This window comes from Affinundibacterium macrobrachii, assembly GCF_014652415.1.
Classification (GTDB): domain Bacteria; phylum Pseudomonadota; class Gammaproteobacteria; order Burkholderiales; family Burkholderiaceae_D; genus Undibacterium; species Undibacterium macrobrachii.
On the sequence record NZ_BMYT01000004.1, the window covers coordinates 341,942 to 360,676 of the forward strand.

Consider the following 18,735-nt stretch of genomic DNA (forward strand, 5'->3'; position numbering starts at 1 on the left):
GAAAAAATTGAATAGTAAAAGTGTAGATAAGCATCCCGAGGTTTTTATCTCTGAATTTAGAGGTGTTCGTTCTTTGCATCTTGCTAGTGATGTCAACAATGATACGAGTTGTGCTCCAATACAGGGCTCAATGCGTCTTGCAGTGCCAGATCAAATTGAGCTTGAATATGTACAGCAGATGAATCTGTGGATGTTATTCAATATGTTGCCTAAGCATATTGTGCAATTGGGATTGGGAGCTGCATCGTTAACTAAGTTTTGCTATCGCAATTTTCTTGATGCAAAAATCACCGCAGTAGAGCTAAATCCGAATGTGATTCGAATGTGTCGGGATCAGTTCAAGTTACCCGCTGATGATGCGCGATTAAACGTGCTTGAGATGGATGCATTCGATTTTGTGAGAAATGTAAAACGTCACGGCACGGTGGACGTCATTCAAGTCGATTTGTACGATGCAGAAGCGAATGGTCCGGTGTTGAGTAGCCTTGAATTTTACGAAGCGTGTGCAGCATCTTTAACTGCGGAAGGAATGATGACAGTGAATTTGTTTGCGGATGATGTACAACGCGAAAAGAACATTCACGCCATGCAGCAATGTTTCGACGTGGTGGTTTGGCTTCCCGAAGTACATGATGCTAATGTGGTGGCGATCGCATTTAAGACTGCACCAGTGATCGACTTTGAAACGCTTTATCAGCGCGCCGCAATTTTACGGGTGAACTACAAATTGCAAGCGCCAATCTGGGTGAACGGATTGAAGGAGTGGATGCTGGCGGGCGAGGATTAATCAATTTTAGGCATTTGCCTCAAATTCTTCGTCGCGCAACACCTCAGGCTGCAAAGTGATGTGATCGATGCCATGTTTTTCAAGCAGCATTTTTTTAATGCTCTCTAAAATCCTTGGCCACGCGCTCAAGTCATCGATCTCTAAATGGCCAATTAATGCGGGTTGGCCTGGGGACATATCCCAAACATGCAAGTCGTGTACTGATGCGACGCCAGGTGTTGTTTCCAGATCGGTGCCAATTTGTACGTAATCAATGTGATGAGGAACACCCTTCATCAAGAAGTGAAATGATTCTTTTAGAACTCCCATGGTTGACTTCAAGATGAGCAGCGAAACGAAGATCGATAGTATCGGATCAATTGGCATCCAAGCTGTAAAGTAAATAATCGCGCCCGATACGATCGCTGCTGCGGACCCCAATAAATCTCCCATGACATGAATTAATGCTGCACGTGTGTTCATACTATCTTTGTCGTGAGATAGAACCCATGCTACAACGATGTTAATTGCTAGGCCAATCGCGGCAACAATCATGACGACTTTACCTTGTACTGCCTCTGGCGATTGAAGGCGTTGGATTGCTTCAATGCTAATCCAAGCAACCACGCCCAACATCACCAAGCCGTTGACGAACGCGGCCAAGGCTTCGGATCGTCCAAATCCAAATGTATGTTTGGCTGTTGGTGGTCGTTTCGCAATTAATTGTGCTAGTAGGGCGAGTCCAAGCGCAGCAGAATCGGTGACCATATGGCCAGCATCTGAAATCAAGGCCAGAGAATTTGATAAGAAACCAAAGACAACTTCGACGCCTGCGAAAAATAATGTTAGACCCAATGCCCACGCTAAAATCGATTGGCTGCGATCCGCAAAGTAATGTTGATGTTCCGCATCGCCATGACGGTGAGCGTGTAAATGTGCGCTTTTGGTGTTTTGGGTGCCTACTTTGTTGGGCGTGTGTGCATCGTGTGGCATGGCGAGTTATTTCTATAGATTCGATTTGGTATTGTAAGGTATTTGTGTTTTTCAGCGCATGTATCTTCGATTGGGTTTGCTCTGATTGGCAGGAATTCAGTCATGTTACGGTATTTTTGTAAAATGAATTACATCAGGCTTTTTTGAAATCGAGAAAAAGCACTTTACGATTTAGAGGTTGTTTGCTATAGTCTTACCTCTTCGGGCGGTTAGTTCAGCTGGTTAGAATACTTGGTCGACATCCAAGGGGTCGGGGATTCGAATTCCTCACCGCCCACCAGAATTTTAGAAATAGTAGTACTTTGTAAGAGCGAGAAAGGCATCATGGTTATGACACCGCGAACTACGATCACATTCCTTTGTGAGCGACGCTAGTCGAGGTGTTTTTTCGTCTTTAAGTACGATAGATAAACGCGGCTAGTCCGCGTTTTTTTTCGTCTATTGGTTTCGTTTTTTTAATTTTTTTTGTTTTTTCTTTGGCTTAGGCCCGTATGGAGATGAATATGATTTCAATTCGCTTGCCCGATGGTTCGCAACGACAATTTGAGTCCGCTGTCACAGTGGCGCAAGTCGCCGCCAGTATCGGCACGGGCTTGGCAAAAGCAGCCTTGGCTGGCAAGGTCAACGGTAAGTTGGTCGATACATCGCACTTGATCGAAGCAGATGCTGATTTGGCGATTGTGACAGATAAAGATGCGGATGGCTTGGAAGTGATTCGTCACTCCACTGCGCATTTGTTGGCCTATGCTGTAAAAGAGTTGTTCCCAGAAGCGCAAGTGACGATTGGTCCTGTGATTGAGAATGGTTTTTACTATGATTTCTCATACAAGCGCCCATTTACACCAGACGATTTAGTTGCTATCGAAAAGAAAATGGCTGAATTGGCGAAAAAGGACGAGCAAGTTGTGCGTAAAGTTGTGCCGCGTGATGACGCCGTCGCTTACTTCAAATCGATTGGCGAAAACTATAAAGCAGAAATCATTGAGTCGATTCCAGCAGATCAAGACGTATCGCTCTACACAGAAGGTAACTTCACAGATTTGTGCCGTGGCCCTCACGTTCCATCAACAGGTAAATTGAAAGTATTCAAGTTGATGAAGTTGGCGGGTGCTTACTGGCGTGGTGACTCCAAAAACGAGATGCTGCAACGTGTCTACGGCACAGCGTTTGCGAAGAAAGAGGATCAAGAGCAATACTTGCATATGCTGGAAGAAGCGGAAAAGCGCGACCACCGTAAACTGGGTAAAGCTTTGGATTTGTTCCACTTCCAAGACGAAGCTCCAGGCTTGATCTTCTGGCATCCAAAAGGTTGGACTGTGTGGCAACAAGTTGAACAATACATGCGTAAAGTTTACCAAGATTGTGGCTACCAAGAAGTCAAAGCACCGCAAATTTTGGACCGTACGCTCTGGGAAAAAACGGGCCACTGGGAGAACTATCGCGAAAATATGTTCAGTACCGAGTCTGAAAATCGTAATTACGCATTGAAGCCGATGAACTGCCCAGGGCATGTGCAGATTTTTAATTCAAATATGCGCAGCTATCGCGAATTGCCATTGCGCTACGGTGAGTTCGGCCAATGTCATCGCAACGAACCTTCAGGTGCATTACACGGCATTATGCGCGTGCGCGGCTTTACGCAAGATGATGGCCATATTTTCTGTACCGAAGATCAAATTCAAGACGAGGTCATGGCTTTCCATCCGCAAGCGATGAAAGTATATGATGATTTTGGTTTCGAAAATATCCAAATCAAGATTGCCTTGCGTCCAGATAATCGTATTGGTTCCGATGAAATTTGGGATAAAGCGGAAGATACTTTGCGTGCGGCATTGCGCAACTGCGGAATGACATGGGAGGAGTTGCCAGGTGAGGGCGCATTCTACGGCCCTAAGATTGAATACCATTTGAAGGATAGCTTGGGTCGTCCATGGCAGGTTGGTACGATGCAAGTTGACTTTTCTATGCCTGGACGACTAGGGGCAGAGTACGTCTCTGACGACAATTCACGTAAAGTGCCTGTGATGTTACATCGTGCGATTGTTGGTTCAATGGAAAGATTTATTGGTATTTTGATTGAGAATCATGCGGGTGCTTTACCAACTTGGTTGGCTCCTGTACAAGTTGCGGTATTAAATATCTCTGAATCTCAGGCTGATTATGCGAAATCTGTGGCTGAAAACCTGAAAAAACAAGGGTTTAGAGTGCATACAGATTTGCGTAATGAGAAGATTACCTATAAAATACGCGAACATTCCATGCAAAAGTTGCCTTATATCATCGTAGTCGGTGATAAAGAACGGGATGCAAATACAGTGGCTGTGCGTACGCGCGGTAATCTGGATCTGGGTGTAATGACTCAGGAAGCCTTTTTGTATCGTCTTAAAAACGACTTGGAAACCAAGGCTTAACCAGCTTTTGCCCGCAGAAATGCATCGCTTGTTGATTTAATTTTTTGAAGGAAACTGCAATAGCTACCGAAAAGTCACATCGTATCAACGGTGAAATTACTGCGCCAGAAGTGCGCTTGTCAGGCGTTGATAATGAGCCGTTGGGCATCGTAAAACTGGGGGAAGCCTTTCGCTTAGCTGAAGAGGCTGAAGTGGATTTGGTGGAAATCGCGCCAACAGCGCAACCACCCGTTTGCCGATTGATGGATTACGGCAAGTTCAAATACCAAGAGCAGAAGAAGGCGCATGAAGCCAAGCTGAAGCAAAAGGTTATTTTGGTGAAGGAAGTAAAATTCCGTCCAGGTACGGATGACGGTGATTACAACATTAAGTTGCGTAATCTCGTGAAGTTCTTGGAAGACGGCGATAAAACCAAAATTACTTTGCGTTTCCGTGGTCGTGAAATGGCTCACCAAGAAATTGGTATGCGTATGTTAGAACGCTTGAAGGTCGATCTGGATCCGTACGGTCAAGTTGAACAGTTTCCGAAGATGGAAGGACGCCAGATGGTTATGATTCTGGCGCCGAAAAAGAAAAAATGATTTAGGGCGGGTTGTAACCCGCCTCGCAATCGTAAAGTATTTGTAGTGATTAAAGTTTGCAAGAATCGCGATCACAACAAAGGGCATTGAACTCGATTTCAAGCCCAAGCTAAGTGAGAAGTAGGCATCCAAGAGTGACGTCATTGTCACCACCTACCATCATATAAAAAGGAGCTGTCGTAAAAGACAGAGAAGTTATGCCTAAAATGAAAACAAAGAGCTCTGCAAAGAAGCGCTTTCGTGTACGCCCAGGTGGAACTGTTAAGAGTGGTCACGCTTTCAAGCGTCACATCTTGACGAAGAAAACCACTAAGAACAAACGCCAATTGCGCGGCACCCGTAACATCAACGCGTCTGACGTAACATCAGTCATGCGCATGATGCCAACAGCTTAACCTCTACTCACTATTTTAAGGAGTTATCATGCCTAGAGTAAAACGTGGGGTTACCGCTCGTGCCCGTCATAAGAAAGTTCTCGATTTAGCCAAAGGCTATCGTGGTCGTCGTAGTAAGGTATTCCGTATTGCTAAGCAAGCAGTTATGCGCGCTGGTCAATATGCGTACCGTGATCGTCGTAACAAAAAACGTGTATTCCGCGCATTGTGGATTACTCGTATCAATGCTGCATCCCGTCAACACGGTATGACATACAGCGTGTTCATGAATGGCTTGAAAAAAGCGAACATCGAACTCGACCGTAAAGTGTTGGCCGATATGGCTGTGATGGACAAACCAGCATTTGCTGCGATTGTTAATCAAGTAAAAACGACTTTGGCTGCTTAAGTAGTCATAGTCTGTAGTAGCGTTTTTTGCGTAGCTACAACATGAGCGGGGCAGAGGTTCAATCCTGTGCCCCGTTTGTTTTTGTAGGGCTCAAACAAAATGATTCGGCGATAGCTATCGAATTATTTTGTGTGAGTCTTTTGGAATTTAGCTTCTTCCTTTTCAATAGGAAGGTTGTGGTGGGTTGCAGTCGATTAATTAGAAGCATAATTCTTGACCTTGGCCCATCTCCACTCTAGTCGTCCTTCTGAAGAAGGGGGAGGGCAAGTGGTGCGGCTAAGCTATTCTCATCGTGTGCAACGAAGACTCGATATTTTCTATCATCCACATGAAGTGGGAAAAATCGCATGAACTCATTAGATCAAATCGTAACGCAAGCTATCGCTGATTTTGCAGCGGCACCAGATGCAGCTGCTTTGGAAAATGCCAAGGCTTTGTACCTTGGTAAATCCGGTCAAATTACTGAACAAATGAAAAGTCTGGGCAAACTTGCTCCAGACGAACGTAAAGTTCAAGGTGCAGTAATTAATGTCGCCAAAGAAAAAATTGAAAATGCTTTGACTGCACGTCGCGATGCATTAGCCAATGCGCAGATGGAAGCGCGTTTAAATGCAGAAGCTATTGACGTGACTTTGCCAGGTCGCGGTCGCGGCATTGGTGGTATTCATCCAGTGATGCGCACTTGGCAGCGAGTTGAAGAAATTTTCCGCTCGATAGGTTTTGATGTTGCGGATGGACCAGAAATTGAAAATGACTGGACTAACTTTACTGCGTTGAATAGTCCAGAAAATCATCCCGCACGTTCGATGCAGGATACATTCTATGTCGAGGGTAACGATACCTCAGGCAAGCCTTTGTTGCTGCGCACGCATACTAGCCCTATGCAAGTGCGCTATGCGCGCATGAATAAGCCACCGATTAAAGTGATTGCTCCAGGTCGTACCTATCGTGTCGATAGCGATGCTACGCACTCTCCTATGTTCCATCAAGTCGAGGGCTTGTGGATCGGTGAGGGCATTAGCTTTGCCGATTTGAAAGGCGTGTATCTGAATTTTGTGAAAGCCTTCTTCGAAACAGATGACTTGCAAGTGCGCTTCCGTCCATCGTATTTCCCATTTACCGAACCTTCCGCAGAGATCGATATTGCTTTTGGTAGCGGTCCTTTGAAAGGACGTTGGTTAGAAATCTCTGGTTCAGGTCAGGTGCATCCTTCCGTCATTAAAAACATGGGACTCGATCCAGAGCAATACATCGGTTTTGCATTCGGTTCAGGTTTGGAACGCTTGACGATGCTGCGCTACGGCGTTAGTGATTTGCGCTTGTTCTACGAAGGTGATCTACGATTCTTAAAGCAGTTTAACTAAAAATAATTAGCCGCAGGGACGCAGAGAACGCGGAGTTTGTTCTTTCGCTTCCTCTGCGAACTTTACACCTCTGCGGTTCAAAGCTTTTTATTATATTGATGCGCATTTGCGCCAAATATTAACCAACATCACGGTTGAATTATGCAATTTTCTGAAAACTGGTTACGTACCATGGTTGATCCGAACATGACTTCGGATGAGTTGTCTCACTTGCTGACGATGGCGGGTTTGGAAGTAGAAGAAGTGGAGCCAGTTGCTCCGCCATTTAGCAATGTGGTTGTCGCTGAGATTCGCGAGATCGCTAAACATCCAGATGCTGACCGTTTAAATGTGTGTCAAGTTGATGTGGGTACTGGCACGCTGCTTAACATTGTATGTGGTGCACCGAATGTCCGCGTTGGCATGAAGGTGCCATGTGCGATGGCTGGCGCAGTATTGCCACCGGGTGCAGACGGTAAACCCTTCTTAATTAAGGTTGGCAAGCTGCGCGGCGTTGAGTCGCAAGGTATGTTGTGCTCCGCTAAAGAGTTGAAATTGTCCGAAGAAGGTGGTGGTTTGATGGACTTGCCTGCAGATGCGCAAGTTGGTCAAAATTTCCGTGATTATTACCAGTTAAACGATCTCAAATTCACGATCAAATTGACGCCAAATAAAGCGGATTGTCTGTCCGTACTTGGTGTGGCGCGTGAAGTGTCGGCATTAACGGGTACGCCTATGCATTTGCCAGAGGCGCACATCATGCCTGTCAGTTTGACTGAAAAATTACCTGTCAAAATCAGCGCACCGGATTTATGCGGCCGTTTTGTTGGACGTGTGATTCGTGGTGTGAATGCGAAAGCGCCGACGCCAGATTGGATGAAGCAACGTTTGGAACGTAGCGGTCAGCGTCCAATATCCGCGCTCGTCGATATTTCCAATTATGTGATGTTGGAAATGGGGCGACCTAGCCACGTTTTCGATCTAGATAAAATTCATGGCGGCCTCGATGTTCGTTGGGGTAAAGCGGGCGAGTCCTTAAAACTTTTAAATGGCAATACCGTCGCAGTTGATGAGTGGGTCGGTGTGATCGCTGATCAGCAAGAAATTGAATCATTGGCTGGCATTATGGGCGGTGATTCAACTGCAGTTAGTCTGGAAACAGAGAATATTTATCTTGAGTCTGCATTCTGGTGGCCGCAAGCGATTCAAGGTCGCGCGCGTAAATATAATTTTTCTACTGACGCAGCACATCGTTACGAGCGTGGCGTGGATTTTGAATCTATCGTTGAACACGTCGAACGTATCACTGCCTTGATTGTTGAAATTTGCGGAGGTGCTGAGCACGTTAAGGTCGGTCCGGTGGATGATCTCGTCGTGAATCTGCCAAAACGTCTGCCGGTAAAATTGCGTACCGCACGTGCGAATAAAGTGATTGGTGTTGATTTTACCGACGCACAAATCGCTGATATTTTCACGCGCCTTGGTTTGCAGTTCACCCAAGAACCTGGTTTATTTTCGGTCACGCCACCATCCTATCGTTTTGATATAGAAATCGAAGAAGATTTGATTGAAGAAGTTGTACGTGTGTATGGCTTTGAAAATATTCCATCCTTGCCTCCGGTTGCAGCAAATGCGATGTTAATTGCGCCAGAGAACACACGCTCGACATTTACCTTGCGTCGTCAAATCGCTGATATGGATTACCAAGAGGTCGTCAATTACAGCTTTGTTGAGGAAGCTTGGGAGCGAGATTTCTGCGCAAACGACAACCCTATCAAGTTACAAAATCCAATTGCAAGTCAAATGAGTGTCATGCGTACCAGCTTGATTGCAAGTTTGGTCGCCAATGCGCGCTATAACTTAAATCGCAAGCTCAACCGCGTTCGTATCTTTGAAATCGCTGCAGTGTATCTGCGTGACGAATCTGTGCTTGATGGTGCTTTGAGTTTATCTGGCTACGATCAGCCTAAGCGTTTGGCGGCATTGGCCTATGGTCCTGTTGCTGCGGAGCAGTGGGGACAAGCGACGCGGAATGTGGATTTCTTTGATGTGAAATCGGACTTGGAAAACTTATTTGCGCCTAAGGTTTTGCGCTTTAATAAAGTAGATCATCCAGCGTTGCATCCTGGACGATCTGCGCAAATTGAATGTGATGGCCAAATCATCGGTTTGATTGGTGAGCTACACCCGCGCCTGCAACAAAAATATGATTTACCTTTAGCACCTATCGTTTTCGAAGTTGCGCTTACTGCTTTGCAGTCCGTGGAATTGCCTTGCCATCGTGATATTTCTAAGTTTCAAGCAGTGACACGTGATTTGGCATTGGTTGTTAAACAATCTGTTTCTGCGCAAGAATTAATCGATGTTTTCAAGGCAGAAATAAATAAAGCAGAATCTTGTAAAATCGTGCAAGACCTTGTTTTATTTGATGAATATCGTGGCAAAGGTCTGGAAAATGATGAGAAAAGTCTTGCTTTCCGCTTTAGCTTGCAAGATACTCAGAATACCTTACAAGATGAAAAGGTAGAACTTGCGATGAATGCGCTAGTAGCTGCTGCTAACATCGGTGTATCGGCAAGACTTCGCTAACTCAATCGTTTTTTAACGCTCTGATTGCCAAGAATTTGGCAATTTGGAGCGTTATCGCTTTTAATTAAATAGAAAAAATTGTGGCGAATTTGATTGTTGCTTCTTTTCGTTTGGAACAACAATTCTTGATTGAGACAGCGTGACTTAAATAGATAAATAAATTAGGTAAATCATGATGAACGATGTGACTTCTGCCGATCTTCAGACTTTATTAGATGAAGATTTAAAGCGTGCCGTGCGTGAAGCGCAGGCACGTTCAAAAGCGGAAAAAGATTTGCCCACCTTAACCAAGGCCGAATTAGCTGAACTGCTATTTGAACAAGTTGGTTTGAATAAGCGCGAAGCAAAAGATATGGTTGAAACTTTTTTTGGCGAAATTCGTGATGCGCTTGAACGTGGTGCAGAGGTGAAGTTGTCGGGTTTTGGTAACTTTCAATTACGTGATAAGCCACAACGTCCAGGACGCAATCCTAAAACTGGCGAAGAAATTCCAATTACTGCGCGTCGTGTCGTCACGTTTCACGCAAGTCAAAAATTAAAGGCGATGGTAGATGATTTGCATGCGCCTCATCAATTTAATAGCACTAATCCAGCGTAAATTCTCGAATGAGTGATACTTGTATGGAAAATTTTGTGTTACCTCCGATCCCAGCGAAGCGTTATTTCACTATTGGTGAAGTGAGTGATTTATGTGGTGTAAAGCCGCATGTATTGCGTTATTGGGAGCAAGAGTTTGCACAGCTCAAACCTGTAAAACGTCGTGGAAATCGTCGCTACTATCAGCATCATGAAGTGCTATTAATTCGACGCATTCGCGAACTGTTGTATGAGCAAGGGTTTACGATCAATGGTGCGCGTAATAAGTTGAATAATCAAGCATCGCATGAAGACGTTGTGACAGAAGTACGTGAACAAAGCCCGTTTAGTTTGCAGCAAATTCGTACTGAATTGCAGTCTGTATTGACTTTATTAAAGCTGTAATTTAACGCATCAATAAGGCGTTCAAACTGGATCGAATCGCTGGGATTAATTCACTTGCAGTTAATCCTACAGGTCCTACCCCATTTTCAACACAAAGATCTGCTGCTTTTCCATGCAGGTAGACAGCGAGACATGCTGCTTGTGCGGCGTTTAATCCTTGTGCAAGCAGTGCACCGCAAATTCCCGAGAGAACGTCGCCAGTGCCCGCGCTCGCTAAGCCTGCGTTGCCGCTGCTATTGATCCAAGTTTGCGTCGAGTCAACAATCACAGTTCCAGCACCTTTTAGCACAACACATACTTGTAATTCATGTGCCAATTTTTGTGCAGATTTGTAGCGATCGGATTGTATTTCGTTTGCGCTTGTTTGTAGTAAGCGCGCAGCTTCTAAGGGATGCGGGGTAATGAGCGTTTGCCAGTGTTTTTGTGCGCGTTGGCGAACTAGTTCCTTCAGCGTATCGTCGATCGCAATTATATTTAAGGCGTCCGCATCGATGATTAGACTTGGACTTTCCTCGAGTACTTTTTGCACGAAGTATTTTGCTTCTTCTGATGTACCTAATCCAGGGCCAATCACCACGACAGGTCGATTCAAATTCGATGATCGTGCACGCGCGATCATGAGTTCTGGGTGGACTATGTCGATGCTAGGAAATCGTTCGTCCATCATACCTAGGTGAACTTTACCTGCGCCGCACATTAGCGCAGCCCGTCCCGCCAAAATGGGTGCACCTAACATGCCTGAATTTCCACCTAAGATCAGAACTTCTCCATAACTACCTTTGTGGCTATCTTGTCGTCTTCTTGGTAGATATTGATCGAAGGACGACTCTGTCAACAGATGCGCATCAGCGGGAGGATAGTCAGTGTGATCGAGGTTTAATGTGTTTAGAAAGACCTGTCCAGCAAAGTCTTTCGCTTTCGCGGTATGTAATCCAATCTTGTTGCCGATGAATGTTAGGGTATGGGTCGCACGTAAAGCAATTGCATTGTCTCCAAATATCTGGCCTGTATCTACGTTTAATCCACTTGGGATATCTAAAGCAAGCGTCGGTATACTTTGTCGGGAATTTTGACGATTTAAGTATTCAATTAGTTCGGCGGTATCGCCCTCTATCGGGCGGTTTAATCCTATTCCAAATAGGCCATCGATGATTAAATCCCAAGCGTCTATACCGCATTTTTTACAATCTTCAATGCTGATCCATTTTGCTTTGCTAGCATGCGCTTGTTGTAGGCTTTGATTTGCTTCTACCGAGTAGCTTGCGGTATTCCCTAATAATAGGATGTGAACATCGACTTCATCTTTGCAGAGTAAATGTGCTGTTTCTAAGGCATCGCCACCGTTATCGCCAACTCCAGCTAGTATTAGTACTTTCCCTTTTTTTGCGCCTAATAATTCCAATGCGAGCTCTGCAGCAGCTTTTCCTGCTGCGCGCATTAAGGTGCCGGTCGCTAGTTGTTGCTTTGCTTCCGACTCGATAGAGCGAATTTGTTCACGTCGATAAAGTTCCGTGAATTGCGTTCGCGCATGCAGCTGATTATTTTGCATTGAGCAATGCATGTTCTGATGAACCCTTACGGTTGTTTGATCGGCACTGGATTTGGATAATTGCCAAGCGTATTAATGTTATCCAAGCTGTGTACAAAGATGTTTTCTAGCGGTGCCAATAGATACGGCAGTATCAACATTAGCATAAGGAATCCGACCATAATCGTAATTGGAAATCCGATACCAAAAATATTTAATTGTGGCGCGGCGCGAGTCAAGATGCCAAGAGCGATATTGGTAATCAGTAATGCTGCTACTAGGGGAATGGAAAGCAGCATGCCAATTTTAAATATTTCTTCACCCCAAATCGCGAGTCTTTGTACGCTAAAACCCATGTTTAATGAAGTGGATATAGGGATGTTTTTAAAGCTATTGATCAAGGCTTCAAACATCGCAAGATGCACGTTTAAACTAAGAAAGAGTAGGGTGGTGATAATTACCAAAAATTGCGCAATCGCTGAGGAACGGCCGCGTGTTTGTGGATCATAAAATGTGGCGAAGCCTAGGCCCATTGTTAGGCCAATCACTTCACCAGCCATTTCAACTCCAGCAAAAATAACGCGAACGATAAATCCCATCGCTAAGCCGATTACCAACTGTTGCATCAACACTGCAATCCCAGTAATCGAGAGCGGATCAACATTGTTAAGCGGTGCGATGGTTGGCGCAACGATCAGAGCAAGAAAGACACCAAGTGTAATCTTGACGCGAACTGGAACACCATTATTTCCAAATGGAGGTGCAATCGCAATGAAGCCGAGGATACGCGTTAAAGGCCACATGAATGAGGCTATTAGTGCGACTAGTTCATTGCTATTGACAGAGATCATACGATGGGCTTATGTAGCTTTTGCAGCTTAACCAGCTAACAGCGCAATACCAGTGAACACTTCACGCATATAGTCGCCAAGCACGCTAAGCATCCATGGGCCAGCAATGATTAGTGTCACAAAGATGCCAACCAGCTTGGGAATAAATGACAAGGTGGTTTCATTGATTTGTGTTGCAGCTTGAAAAATACTAACGATAAGACCGATGCCAAGCGCCACTAATAACAAAGGCGCTGAAATCAATAGCGTAATTTCCATTGCATGACGACCCATCGTCATAACACTATCGGGAGTCATAATTTACCTCTACTCAGTAAAAACTACGTGCCAATGAGCCAATCAGTAACTGCCAGCCATCAACCAAAACAAATAACATCAACTTAAACGGTAGCGAGACAATCGACGGTGAAACCATCATCATACCCATCGCCATCAACACACTCGCGACCACCATATCGATGATGAGAAAAGGTATGAAGATCGCAAAACTGATTTGAAAAGCCGTTTTAAGTTCGCTGGTAATAAATGCTGGAATCAGTACGCGTAATGGAATATCTTCAGGACCTTGTAAAGAAGGTGTGTTCGATAGTTTGACGTACAAGGCAATATCAGACTCGCGTGTTTGTTTTAGCATGAATCCCTTTAGAGGTTCTACGCCTTTTTCCATCGCCTGTTGCATCGTAATTTTGTTCTCGGAAAAGGGCAGGTAGGCATCTGCATAAATTTTGTCGAACACCGGCCCCATCACAAATAGTGTCAAAAACAGCGCTAATCCGACTAGAACTTGGTTAGGTGGAGACGATTGCGTACCGAGTGCTTGGCGTAATAGGGACAACACAATAATGATGCGCGTAAAGCTGGTCATCATTAGTAAAGCTGCAGGAATAAACGCGAGCGAGCTTAAGAAAATTAAGGTCTGTATACTCAGAGAATAATTTTGACCGCCACCAGATGCAGGTGAGCTTGTGATAGCAGGTAAGCCGCCGGATTGCGCAAATGCGGTCTGCGAAAATCCCAACAAAATGAGAGCGCTCAATAATGGTAAATATTGGAGCAAGAAGTGGCGCAAGTTTTTCATAAGCTACTTTTAATTTTGCGGCGGATTGCGCTTGTCCATCGTTTTTTTCAACCAATCGGCGAATGGTGCATTCAAGGTTGTGGCGCCGCCCTCAGCCTCTGGTAAGGCTTGCTTTGGCATACTTGAGAGCGTGTTGATTTGTTGTGCCGTGACTCCGAGTACTAACCATTGATCGGCAACCTCCACAACCATAACGCGTTCTCGATTGCCTAAGCTGATCCCACCAATAACTTTGACGGGAAGCTTGTGTCCATTTGCAATCGGTCCTACACGTTTCACCAGCCACGCAAACAGCAACATAATGGCGATAACAAATGCAAGTGCCAGAAAAATTTGCAGTAACCCGGTGCTGGTCGAAACTGTTGCACTCGATGATTGTGCGTACACCAAATTACTGACAAACAATGTCGGCAATAGCCAAAGCTTTGTATGGTGCTGTTTAGCGTCGTTGAATATCTTGGACATTATTTATTCAGCTTACGAATACGTTCGGCAGGAGTGACGATGTCGGTTAAACGAATACCAAACTTATCATTAACCACTACCACCTCACCTTGCGCGATTAAGCAACCATTCACCAACACGTCCATCGGTTCACCAGCCATACCGTCAAGTTCCACGACTGAGCCTTGCGCAAGTTGTAGCAAATTTTTGATCGCAATTTTCGTACGTCCAAGTTCGACTGTAAGCTGTACAGGAATGTCGAGAATAAAGTCGATGTCATTATGCGTTTGAGTTGCGGGCGCTTTCCCAAACTCTTGAAACATACTGGCGCCGGACTGTACTGCGGGCGCTGCTTGAGCAGCCGCAGCACGTGCAGCCGCTTCTGCATCCGCTTTTTCCTGTTCAGCAATCGCCGCACCCCAATCGTCTTCACTGATAGGGCTGTCGTTATTGTCATCCATTGTTTTCTCCGTTTAGCGACTCGTGCGCTATATCATTGACACTTGAGCCTAACATTTTATCTACCCGCAATGCATATTGCCCATTGAATAAACCGTATTTACATTCCATCACAGGTGTTCCATCTACCTTGGCAGAAACAATCTCTGGGACGGAAATTGGGATAACATCACCCACTTTCATATTCAAAATATCACCGAGTGTCATTCTGGTGGTGCCCAAGTCGGCAACAATCTCAACTTCTGCGATCTGAATTTGTTGTGTCATTAAGCGCACCCAGCGCTTATCGATTTCTAGCGTTTCACCTTGTAAGCTACTGGTGAGTAAATCACGAATGGGTTCTATCATTGAATACGGCATGCACATATGCATTTCGCCACTCACTGGACCCAGTTCAATCGTAAACGTCGTCGATACCACAACCTCGTTTGGTGTCGCGATATTGGCAAATTGGGTGTTCATTTCTGAACGAATATATTCAAATTGCACTGGATATACGGGCTCCCATGATTTTGCATAGGTTTCGTAAATAATCTCTAAAATGCGTTGAATAATTCTTTGTTCTGTTTGGGTAAAATCTCGTCCTTCTACACGCGTATGGAAGCGTCCATCACCACCAAATAAATTGTCGACTAATAGAAATACTAGTCCAGGATCGAGCACAATTAATGAAGTCCCGCGCAAGGGTTTCATGTGCGTTAAGTTGAGATTCGTCGGTACTACCAAGTTACGAATAAACTCGCTGTATTTCGATACCTTTACCGTGCCGACCGACACCTCTGCACTACGTCGAAGGAAGTTAAATAATCCTATCCGCAATAGTCGCGCAAATCTCTCATTGATAATTTCTAAGGTTGGCATGCGCCCACGAACAATACGTTCTTGGGTTGCCAAGTTATACGGCCTGACACCAGAGGTATCTTCGTTATCCTCTGATTCATCTTGATCGCCGGTGACGCCCTTGAGAAGGGCATCAACTTCTTCTTGTGATAGAAAATTATCAGACACGATTGTTATTGAACAACAAATGAAGTAAAGAACACGCCACTGACTTTTTGTGACTCACCTTTTGGAACAAATGGAAGATTAACTTGCTCGGTAATTTCTTTGATTAATTCATCTTTCCCTTCAGGGGTCAATAAACCTTCCGCATTTTTACTTGATAACAGCATAATCAAGCGACTTTTTACTTGAGGTAAATTTGCTTTAATTATATTTACTTGCGCCTCATCCTCTACTTGTAAAGTCATTTGTACTTGTAAGTATTTTTCTCCGAGTTCTGATTGGAGATTCACTACGAAAGGCTCTAAAGGTAAAAAAACTGGTGCCTTCGCAGGCTCGGCTTTCACTTCTTTTTCTGGTTTTTTCTTGGACAAAAACACTGCTGCACCACCACCAATTCCACCTAAAAGCAGCACGGCTGCAGCGATGATAATAATCAATTTTTTCTTAGATTTGCCTGCTGGGGCAGCATCTGCTGGTTTTGCTGGTGCTTTTGACATAAATAATTCTCACCGATTTCAATTGTGTGTTTGATTAATAAAAATTATCGCGCATCTGGACTTAATTTGATCTTCGAAATAGAGGCCAATTTCTTGCTCAACTCTAGTTTTTCTGATCGTTCCATTGCATGACTTATCACATGAATATTTGTGCACGCACTTGGTGATGAAAGTCGCTTAAGTAGGTGCCGTCTTCTCTGTGGAAAAACCAAATAAGGTATTTCTTAGTAGAAAGTATTCAGTACACAATTATAGTATCGTTTTCGCTTGGCTAGCCGTGAATGAAATAAGCGTGATGAAAATCAATGATTTTCATCACGCTTCGGCAACATTCATTCAAATATGCTAGTGCTTAGATGTACTGGATTAGACAAACGTATCGACTAAACCTAGATCTCTCCCGGTATTCCGATTGCTTAATGTGTTTAAAACTTGATCTGATTCGATGTCAGATCCTGAGGATAGTGTGGCTTGTGAACTAGTATTGCGAAATGACTTCTCCGCACTAAACTGATTATTTGACTGTGCCGATTCTGCACTCACCGAAAATCCGGATAAAGAAATACCAGCATTTTCCATCATTTCACGCAATTTTGGCGCGGCTGATTCTATCGCTTCTCTGACATCCAGATGTGATGAAACGAAGCTAGCATCAACAAAATTGTCGCTAATACTCAAGACCACTTGCACCGGTCCCAAATCAGGAGGATTTAAAGTAAGTTGCGCACTCTGTTCACCACCCGCTACCATCCAAACAATTTTTTGTCCTACTGCTTGGTCCCAACCTTTAGTGCCGACGCGAGGGGCGATATGGTCAGAGATCATTGGTGTAGCTAAATTCTGGGGTTTGATCGTTGCTACTTGTGTGGTGTTGATGACTTCCTGTTTAGCTTGTGTCTCGTTGACATGATCTTTCACTTCAAGTTTGCCAAATTTTTCTAAATTTTTCTCGTCAAGCTTATTCGAAGTCTGCGCTTCAAGTTCTTGTGCAAATGCATCAGAATTCACTGTAGAGGTATTCCAAGTTTTTGCTGTTGTTTGACTATCTTTATTATCTATCTTTATCGTTGAAATATTCAATTCGACCTGAGATGTTTGTGTCCCATTCTTGTTAGCCAGCTGCTGTGGGTTGGTATTGGCTACAAGGACTTGGGCTTGTTGTTGAGTTAGAGTTGACTCAACAGAAAGCTCTGAGGCATCGTTTGCAATTGGTGTCGATGATTTTGTGTTATTGAGCTGCGCCTGAGACGAAAATACTAGATCATCACTAGATTCTAATGCATCCTTCGAATTGATATCAGGTTCAATGATTTGCTTCTTGTCGGCCAAATCGTTAAGTGGCGTAGAGAACATTACGCGATCATTTTCTCCGATATTTCTATTGATAGTTGAGAGGTCAGGCATATCACTCGCGTCTATATCGGTGCTGATCAAGTCATCATTCACTAAGCTGTCAGTTGTCGCTATTTTCTGAATCTCTTCATTTATATCACCGACGGAACTAGTACTATCGGTTTGAGATAAGGCACTAATATTGTTGACAAACATCAGTAGGGTAGTTGGATCGTTGATTGCAACTGTCGTTTGTTCATCGTCTTGCAGTGGCTTGCTTGATTCAACTTCATTCAGTTCTTTTTGTTCCTCTGAAGTCATGGATTTACTGTTTTGAGTGACGACAGTTTTGTGCTCATTATTGTTTTTTGCTGATACTTCTGCGCTTGTTTTCTTTGACTTGTTCGCTACCTCGTTTTTTAAGACTTGGTTGAACGTATTGGTGCTTTTGGATTCCGTAGGCGCATTAGTCGCCTTGTTTGCGACGATTCCGGGCAAGACTGGATTGATAGTTGGCGCATTGGGCATGTTGTCACCTACGGTATAGATGTGATCGATTGGTTGATAAAACGCGTTTTGATACAGTGGTTGTTTGTTTTGTTGAAGCTAATTACTTGTTTGTTCAGGATTTACTTCTTATAAAACAGCGCTCGTGTCGCGCGTTCGTCCGTTTGTTTTTGATCGCGCTTGTTTTCTTTTTTTAATTCACTGGCGGCATTTCGATCAATTAAAGTCTTGTACGAAAGGCGTTTCTTTTCACATTCTTGCCAATTTTTTTTCGCGATTTCAATGCGATATTCGGCATCCTGTATTAGTTTTTTTTGTCCATCTACCGCTTGGTCAAGTTTCACAATAAATGCTTGAAAGTTGGTGAATTGTGTGACATTCAGTCCCTGTTTTGCATTGCTTTGAAATCTTAGTTCATAGTCGCTGCGATACTGATTTAATAAATTTAATTGTTCGTTCGCATCGTCTCTGGCCTTAATCATTCGGCCAAGATTTTTTGCTGCATTTTCTACTTCATTTTCAGCTAATTCGATTAATGTTGATAAGGCTGAATTTGCCATTTTCTTTGCTACCTATACCGATTGTAC

The 18,735-nt window shown here is 44.1% G+C and carries 20 protein-coding genes and 1 tRNA gene; 10 read left to right on the forward strand and 11 right to left on the reverse strand.

All coding sequences use genetic code 11. The features are described from left to right. Positions 1 to 7 precede the first annotated feature (7 nt). A complete protein-coding gene (locus IE103_RS13515; protein ID WP_229827284.1) occupies positions 8 to 787 on the forward strand; it encodes a spermine/spermidine synthase domain-containing protein in 780 nt (259 codons plus the stop codon). Positions 788 to 793: 6 nt separating this feature from the next. On the opposite strand, the gene IE103_RS13520 is transcribed toward IE103_RS13515, so the two are convergent. Next, a complete protein-coding gene (locus tag IE103_RS13520; protein ID WP_189346647.1) occupies positions 794 to 1,759 on the reverse strand; it encodes a cation diffusion facilitator family transporter in 966 nt (321 codons plus the stop codon). A gap of 203 nt (positions 1,760 to 1,962) precedes the next feature. Between IE103_RS13520 and IE103_RS13525 the strand changes: the two genes are divergently transcribed. The 9 genes from IE103_RS13525 (at position 1,963) to IE103_RS13565 (ending at position 10,447) form a co-directional block, all read left to right on the forward strand. Next, a tRNA-Val gene (locus tag IE103_RS13525) sits at positions 1,963 to 2,039 on the forward strand. A 223-nt stretch (positions 2,040 to 2,262) separates the two neighbouring features. Then, positions 2,263 to 4,170, forward strand: a complete 1,908-nt coding sequence (gene thrS, locus IE103_RS13530; RefSeq protein WP_189346648.1) for a threonine--tRNA ligase — start codon at positions 2,263 to 2,265, stop codon at positions 4,168 to 4,170. Between the two features lie 44 nt (positions 4,171 to 4,214). Beyond that, positions 4,215 to 4,751, forward strand: coding sequence for a translation initiation factor IF-3 (gene infC, locus IE103_RS13535; protein ID WP_186915149.1), 537 nt, complete (start codon positions 4,215 to 4,217; stop codon positions 4,749 to 4,751). A 197-nt stretch (positions 4,752 to 4,948) separates the two neighbouring features. Continuing rightward, on the forward strand, positions 4,949 to 5,146 hold the full coding sequence (gene rpmI / locus IE103_RS13540; RefSeq protein ID WP_038493025.1) for a 50S ribosomal protein L35: 198 nt from the start codon (positions 4,949 to 4,951) through the stop codon (positions 5,144 to 5,146). A 28-nt stretch (positions 5,147 to 5,174) separates the two neighbouring features. Next, on the forward strand, positions 5,175 to 5,534 hold the full coding sequence (rplT, locus tag IE103_RS13545; protein WP_189346649.1) for a 50S ribosomal protein L20: 360 nt from the start codon (positions 5,175 to 5,177) through the stop codon (positions 5,532 to 5,534). Between the two features lie 347 nt (positions 5,535 to 5,881). Then, on the forward strand, positions 5,882 to 6,898 hold the full coding sequence (gene pheS / locus IE103_RS13550; RefSeq protein ID WP_189346650.1) for a phenylalanine--tRNA ligase subunit alpha: 1,017 nt from the start codon (positions 5,882 to 5,884) through the stop codon (positions 6,896 to 6,898). A 141-nt stretch (positions 6,899 to 7,039) separates the two neighbouring features. Then, positions 7,040 to 9,466, forward strand: coding sequence for a phenylalanine--tRNA ligase subunit beta (gene pheT, locus IE103_RS13555; protein ID WP_189346651.1), 2,427 nt, complete (start codon positions 7,040 to 7,042; stop codon positions 9,464 to 9,466). Between the two features lie 175 nt (positions 9,467 to 9,641). Continuing rightward, positions 9,642 to 10,064 carry an integration host factor subunit alpha gene (locus IE103_RS13560; RefSeq protein ID WP_189346776.1) on the forward strand — a complete coding sequence of 141 codons (423 nt, stop codon included), beginning with the start codon at positions 9,642 to 9,644 and terminating at the stop codon, positions 10,062 to 10,064. Positions 10,065 to 10,087: 23 nt separating this feature from the next. Then, positions 10,088 to 10,447, forward strand: a complete 360-nt coding sequence (locus tag IE103_RS13565) for a MerR family transcriptional regulator (protein WP_189346652.1) — start codon at positions 10,088 to 10,090, stop codon at positions 10,445 to 10,447. 1 nt (position 10,448) lies between these two features. Here IE103_RS13565 and IE103_RS13570 read toward each other — a convergent pair whose 3' ends face one another. From IE103_RS13570 to fliJ, 10 genes are all read right to left on the reverse strand, one after another. Next, positions 10,449 to 11,996 carry an NAD(P)H-hydrate dehydratase gene (locus IE103_RS13570; RefSeq protein ID WP_189346653.1) on the reverse strand — a complete coding sequence of 516 codons (1,548 nt, stop codon included), beginning with the start codon at positions 11,994 to 11,996 and terminating at the stop codon, positions 10,449 to 10,451. Positions 11,997 to 12,022: 26 nt separating this feature from the next. Continuing rightward, positions 12,023 to 12,778 carry a flagellar biosynthetic protein FliR gene (gene fliR, locus IE103_RS13575; RefSeq protein WP_229827285.1) on the reverse strand — a complete coding sequence of 252 codons (756 nt, stop codon included), beginning with the start codon at positions 12,776 to 12,778 and terminating at the stop codon, positions 12,023 to 12,025. A 75-nt stretch (positions 12,779 to 12,853) separates the two neighbouring features. Then, positions 12,854 to 13,123 (reverse strand): flagellar biosynthesis protein FliQ, encoded by a 270-nt coding sequence (gene fliQ / locus IE103_RS13580; RefSeq protein ID WP_189346655.1) that lies wholly within the window; start codon positions 13,121 to 13,123, stop codon positions 12,854 to 12,856. A gap of 13 nt (positions 13,124 to 13,136) precedes the next feature. Beyond that, positions 13,137 to 13,895 (reverse strand): flagellar type III secretion system pore protein FliP, encoded by a 759-nt coding sequence (gene fliP, locus IE103_RS13585; RefSeq protein WP_373295246.1) that lies wholly within the window; start codon positions 13,893 to 13,895, stop codon positions 13,137 to 13,139. Between the two features lie 18 nt (positions 13,896 to 13,913). After that, a complete protein-coding gene (fliO, locus tag IE103_RS13590; protein ID WP_189346657.1) occupies positions 13,914 to 14,369 on the reverse strand; it encodes a flagellar biosynthetic protein FliO in 456 nt (151 codons plus the stop codon). Then, complete coding sequence (gene fliN, locus IE103_RS13595; protein ID WP_189346658.1) at positions 14,369 to 14,809, reverse strand: flagellar motor switch protein FliN; 441 nt, start codon at positions 14,807 to 14,809, stop codon at positions 14,369 to 14,371. The genes fliO and fliN overlap by 1 nt, the downstream gene beginning before the upstream one ends. Beyond that, on the reverse strand, positions 14,802 to 15,815 hold the full coding sequence (gene fliM, locus IE103_RS13600; protein ID WP_189346659.1) for a flagellar motor switch protein FliM: 1,014 nt from the start codon (positions 15,813 to 15,815) through the stop codon (positions 14,802 to 14,804). Before fliM ends, fliN begins: the two co-directional genes overlap by 8 nt. A 5-nt stretch (positions 15,816 to 15,820) precedes the next feature. Then, positions 15,821 to 16,309: a flagellar basal body-associated protein FliL gene (fliL, locus tag IE103_RS13605; RefSeq protein ID WP_189346660.1), complete on the reverse strand. Its 489-nt coding sequence runs from the start codon at positions 16,307 to 16,309 to the stop codon at positions 15,821 to 15,823. Positions 16,310 to 16,675: 366 nt separating this feature from the next. Next, entirely contained in the window at positions 16,676 to 18,169 is a 1,494-nt protein-coding gene (locus tag IE103_RS13610) for a flagellar hook-length control protein FliK (protein ID WP_189346661.1), read from the reverse strand. A gap of 101 nt (positions 18,170 to 18,270) precedes the next feature. Then, positions 18,271 to 18,708, reverse strand: coding sequence for a flagellar export protein FliJ (gene fliJ / locus IE103_RS13615; RefSeq protein WP_189346662.1), 438 nt, complete (start codon positions 18,706 to 18,708; stop codon positions 18,271 to 18,273). Between the last annotated feature and the right edge of the window lie 27 nt (positions 18,709 to 18,735).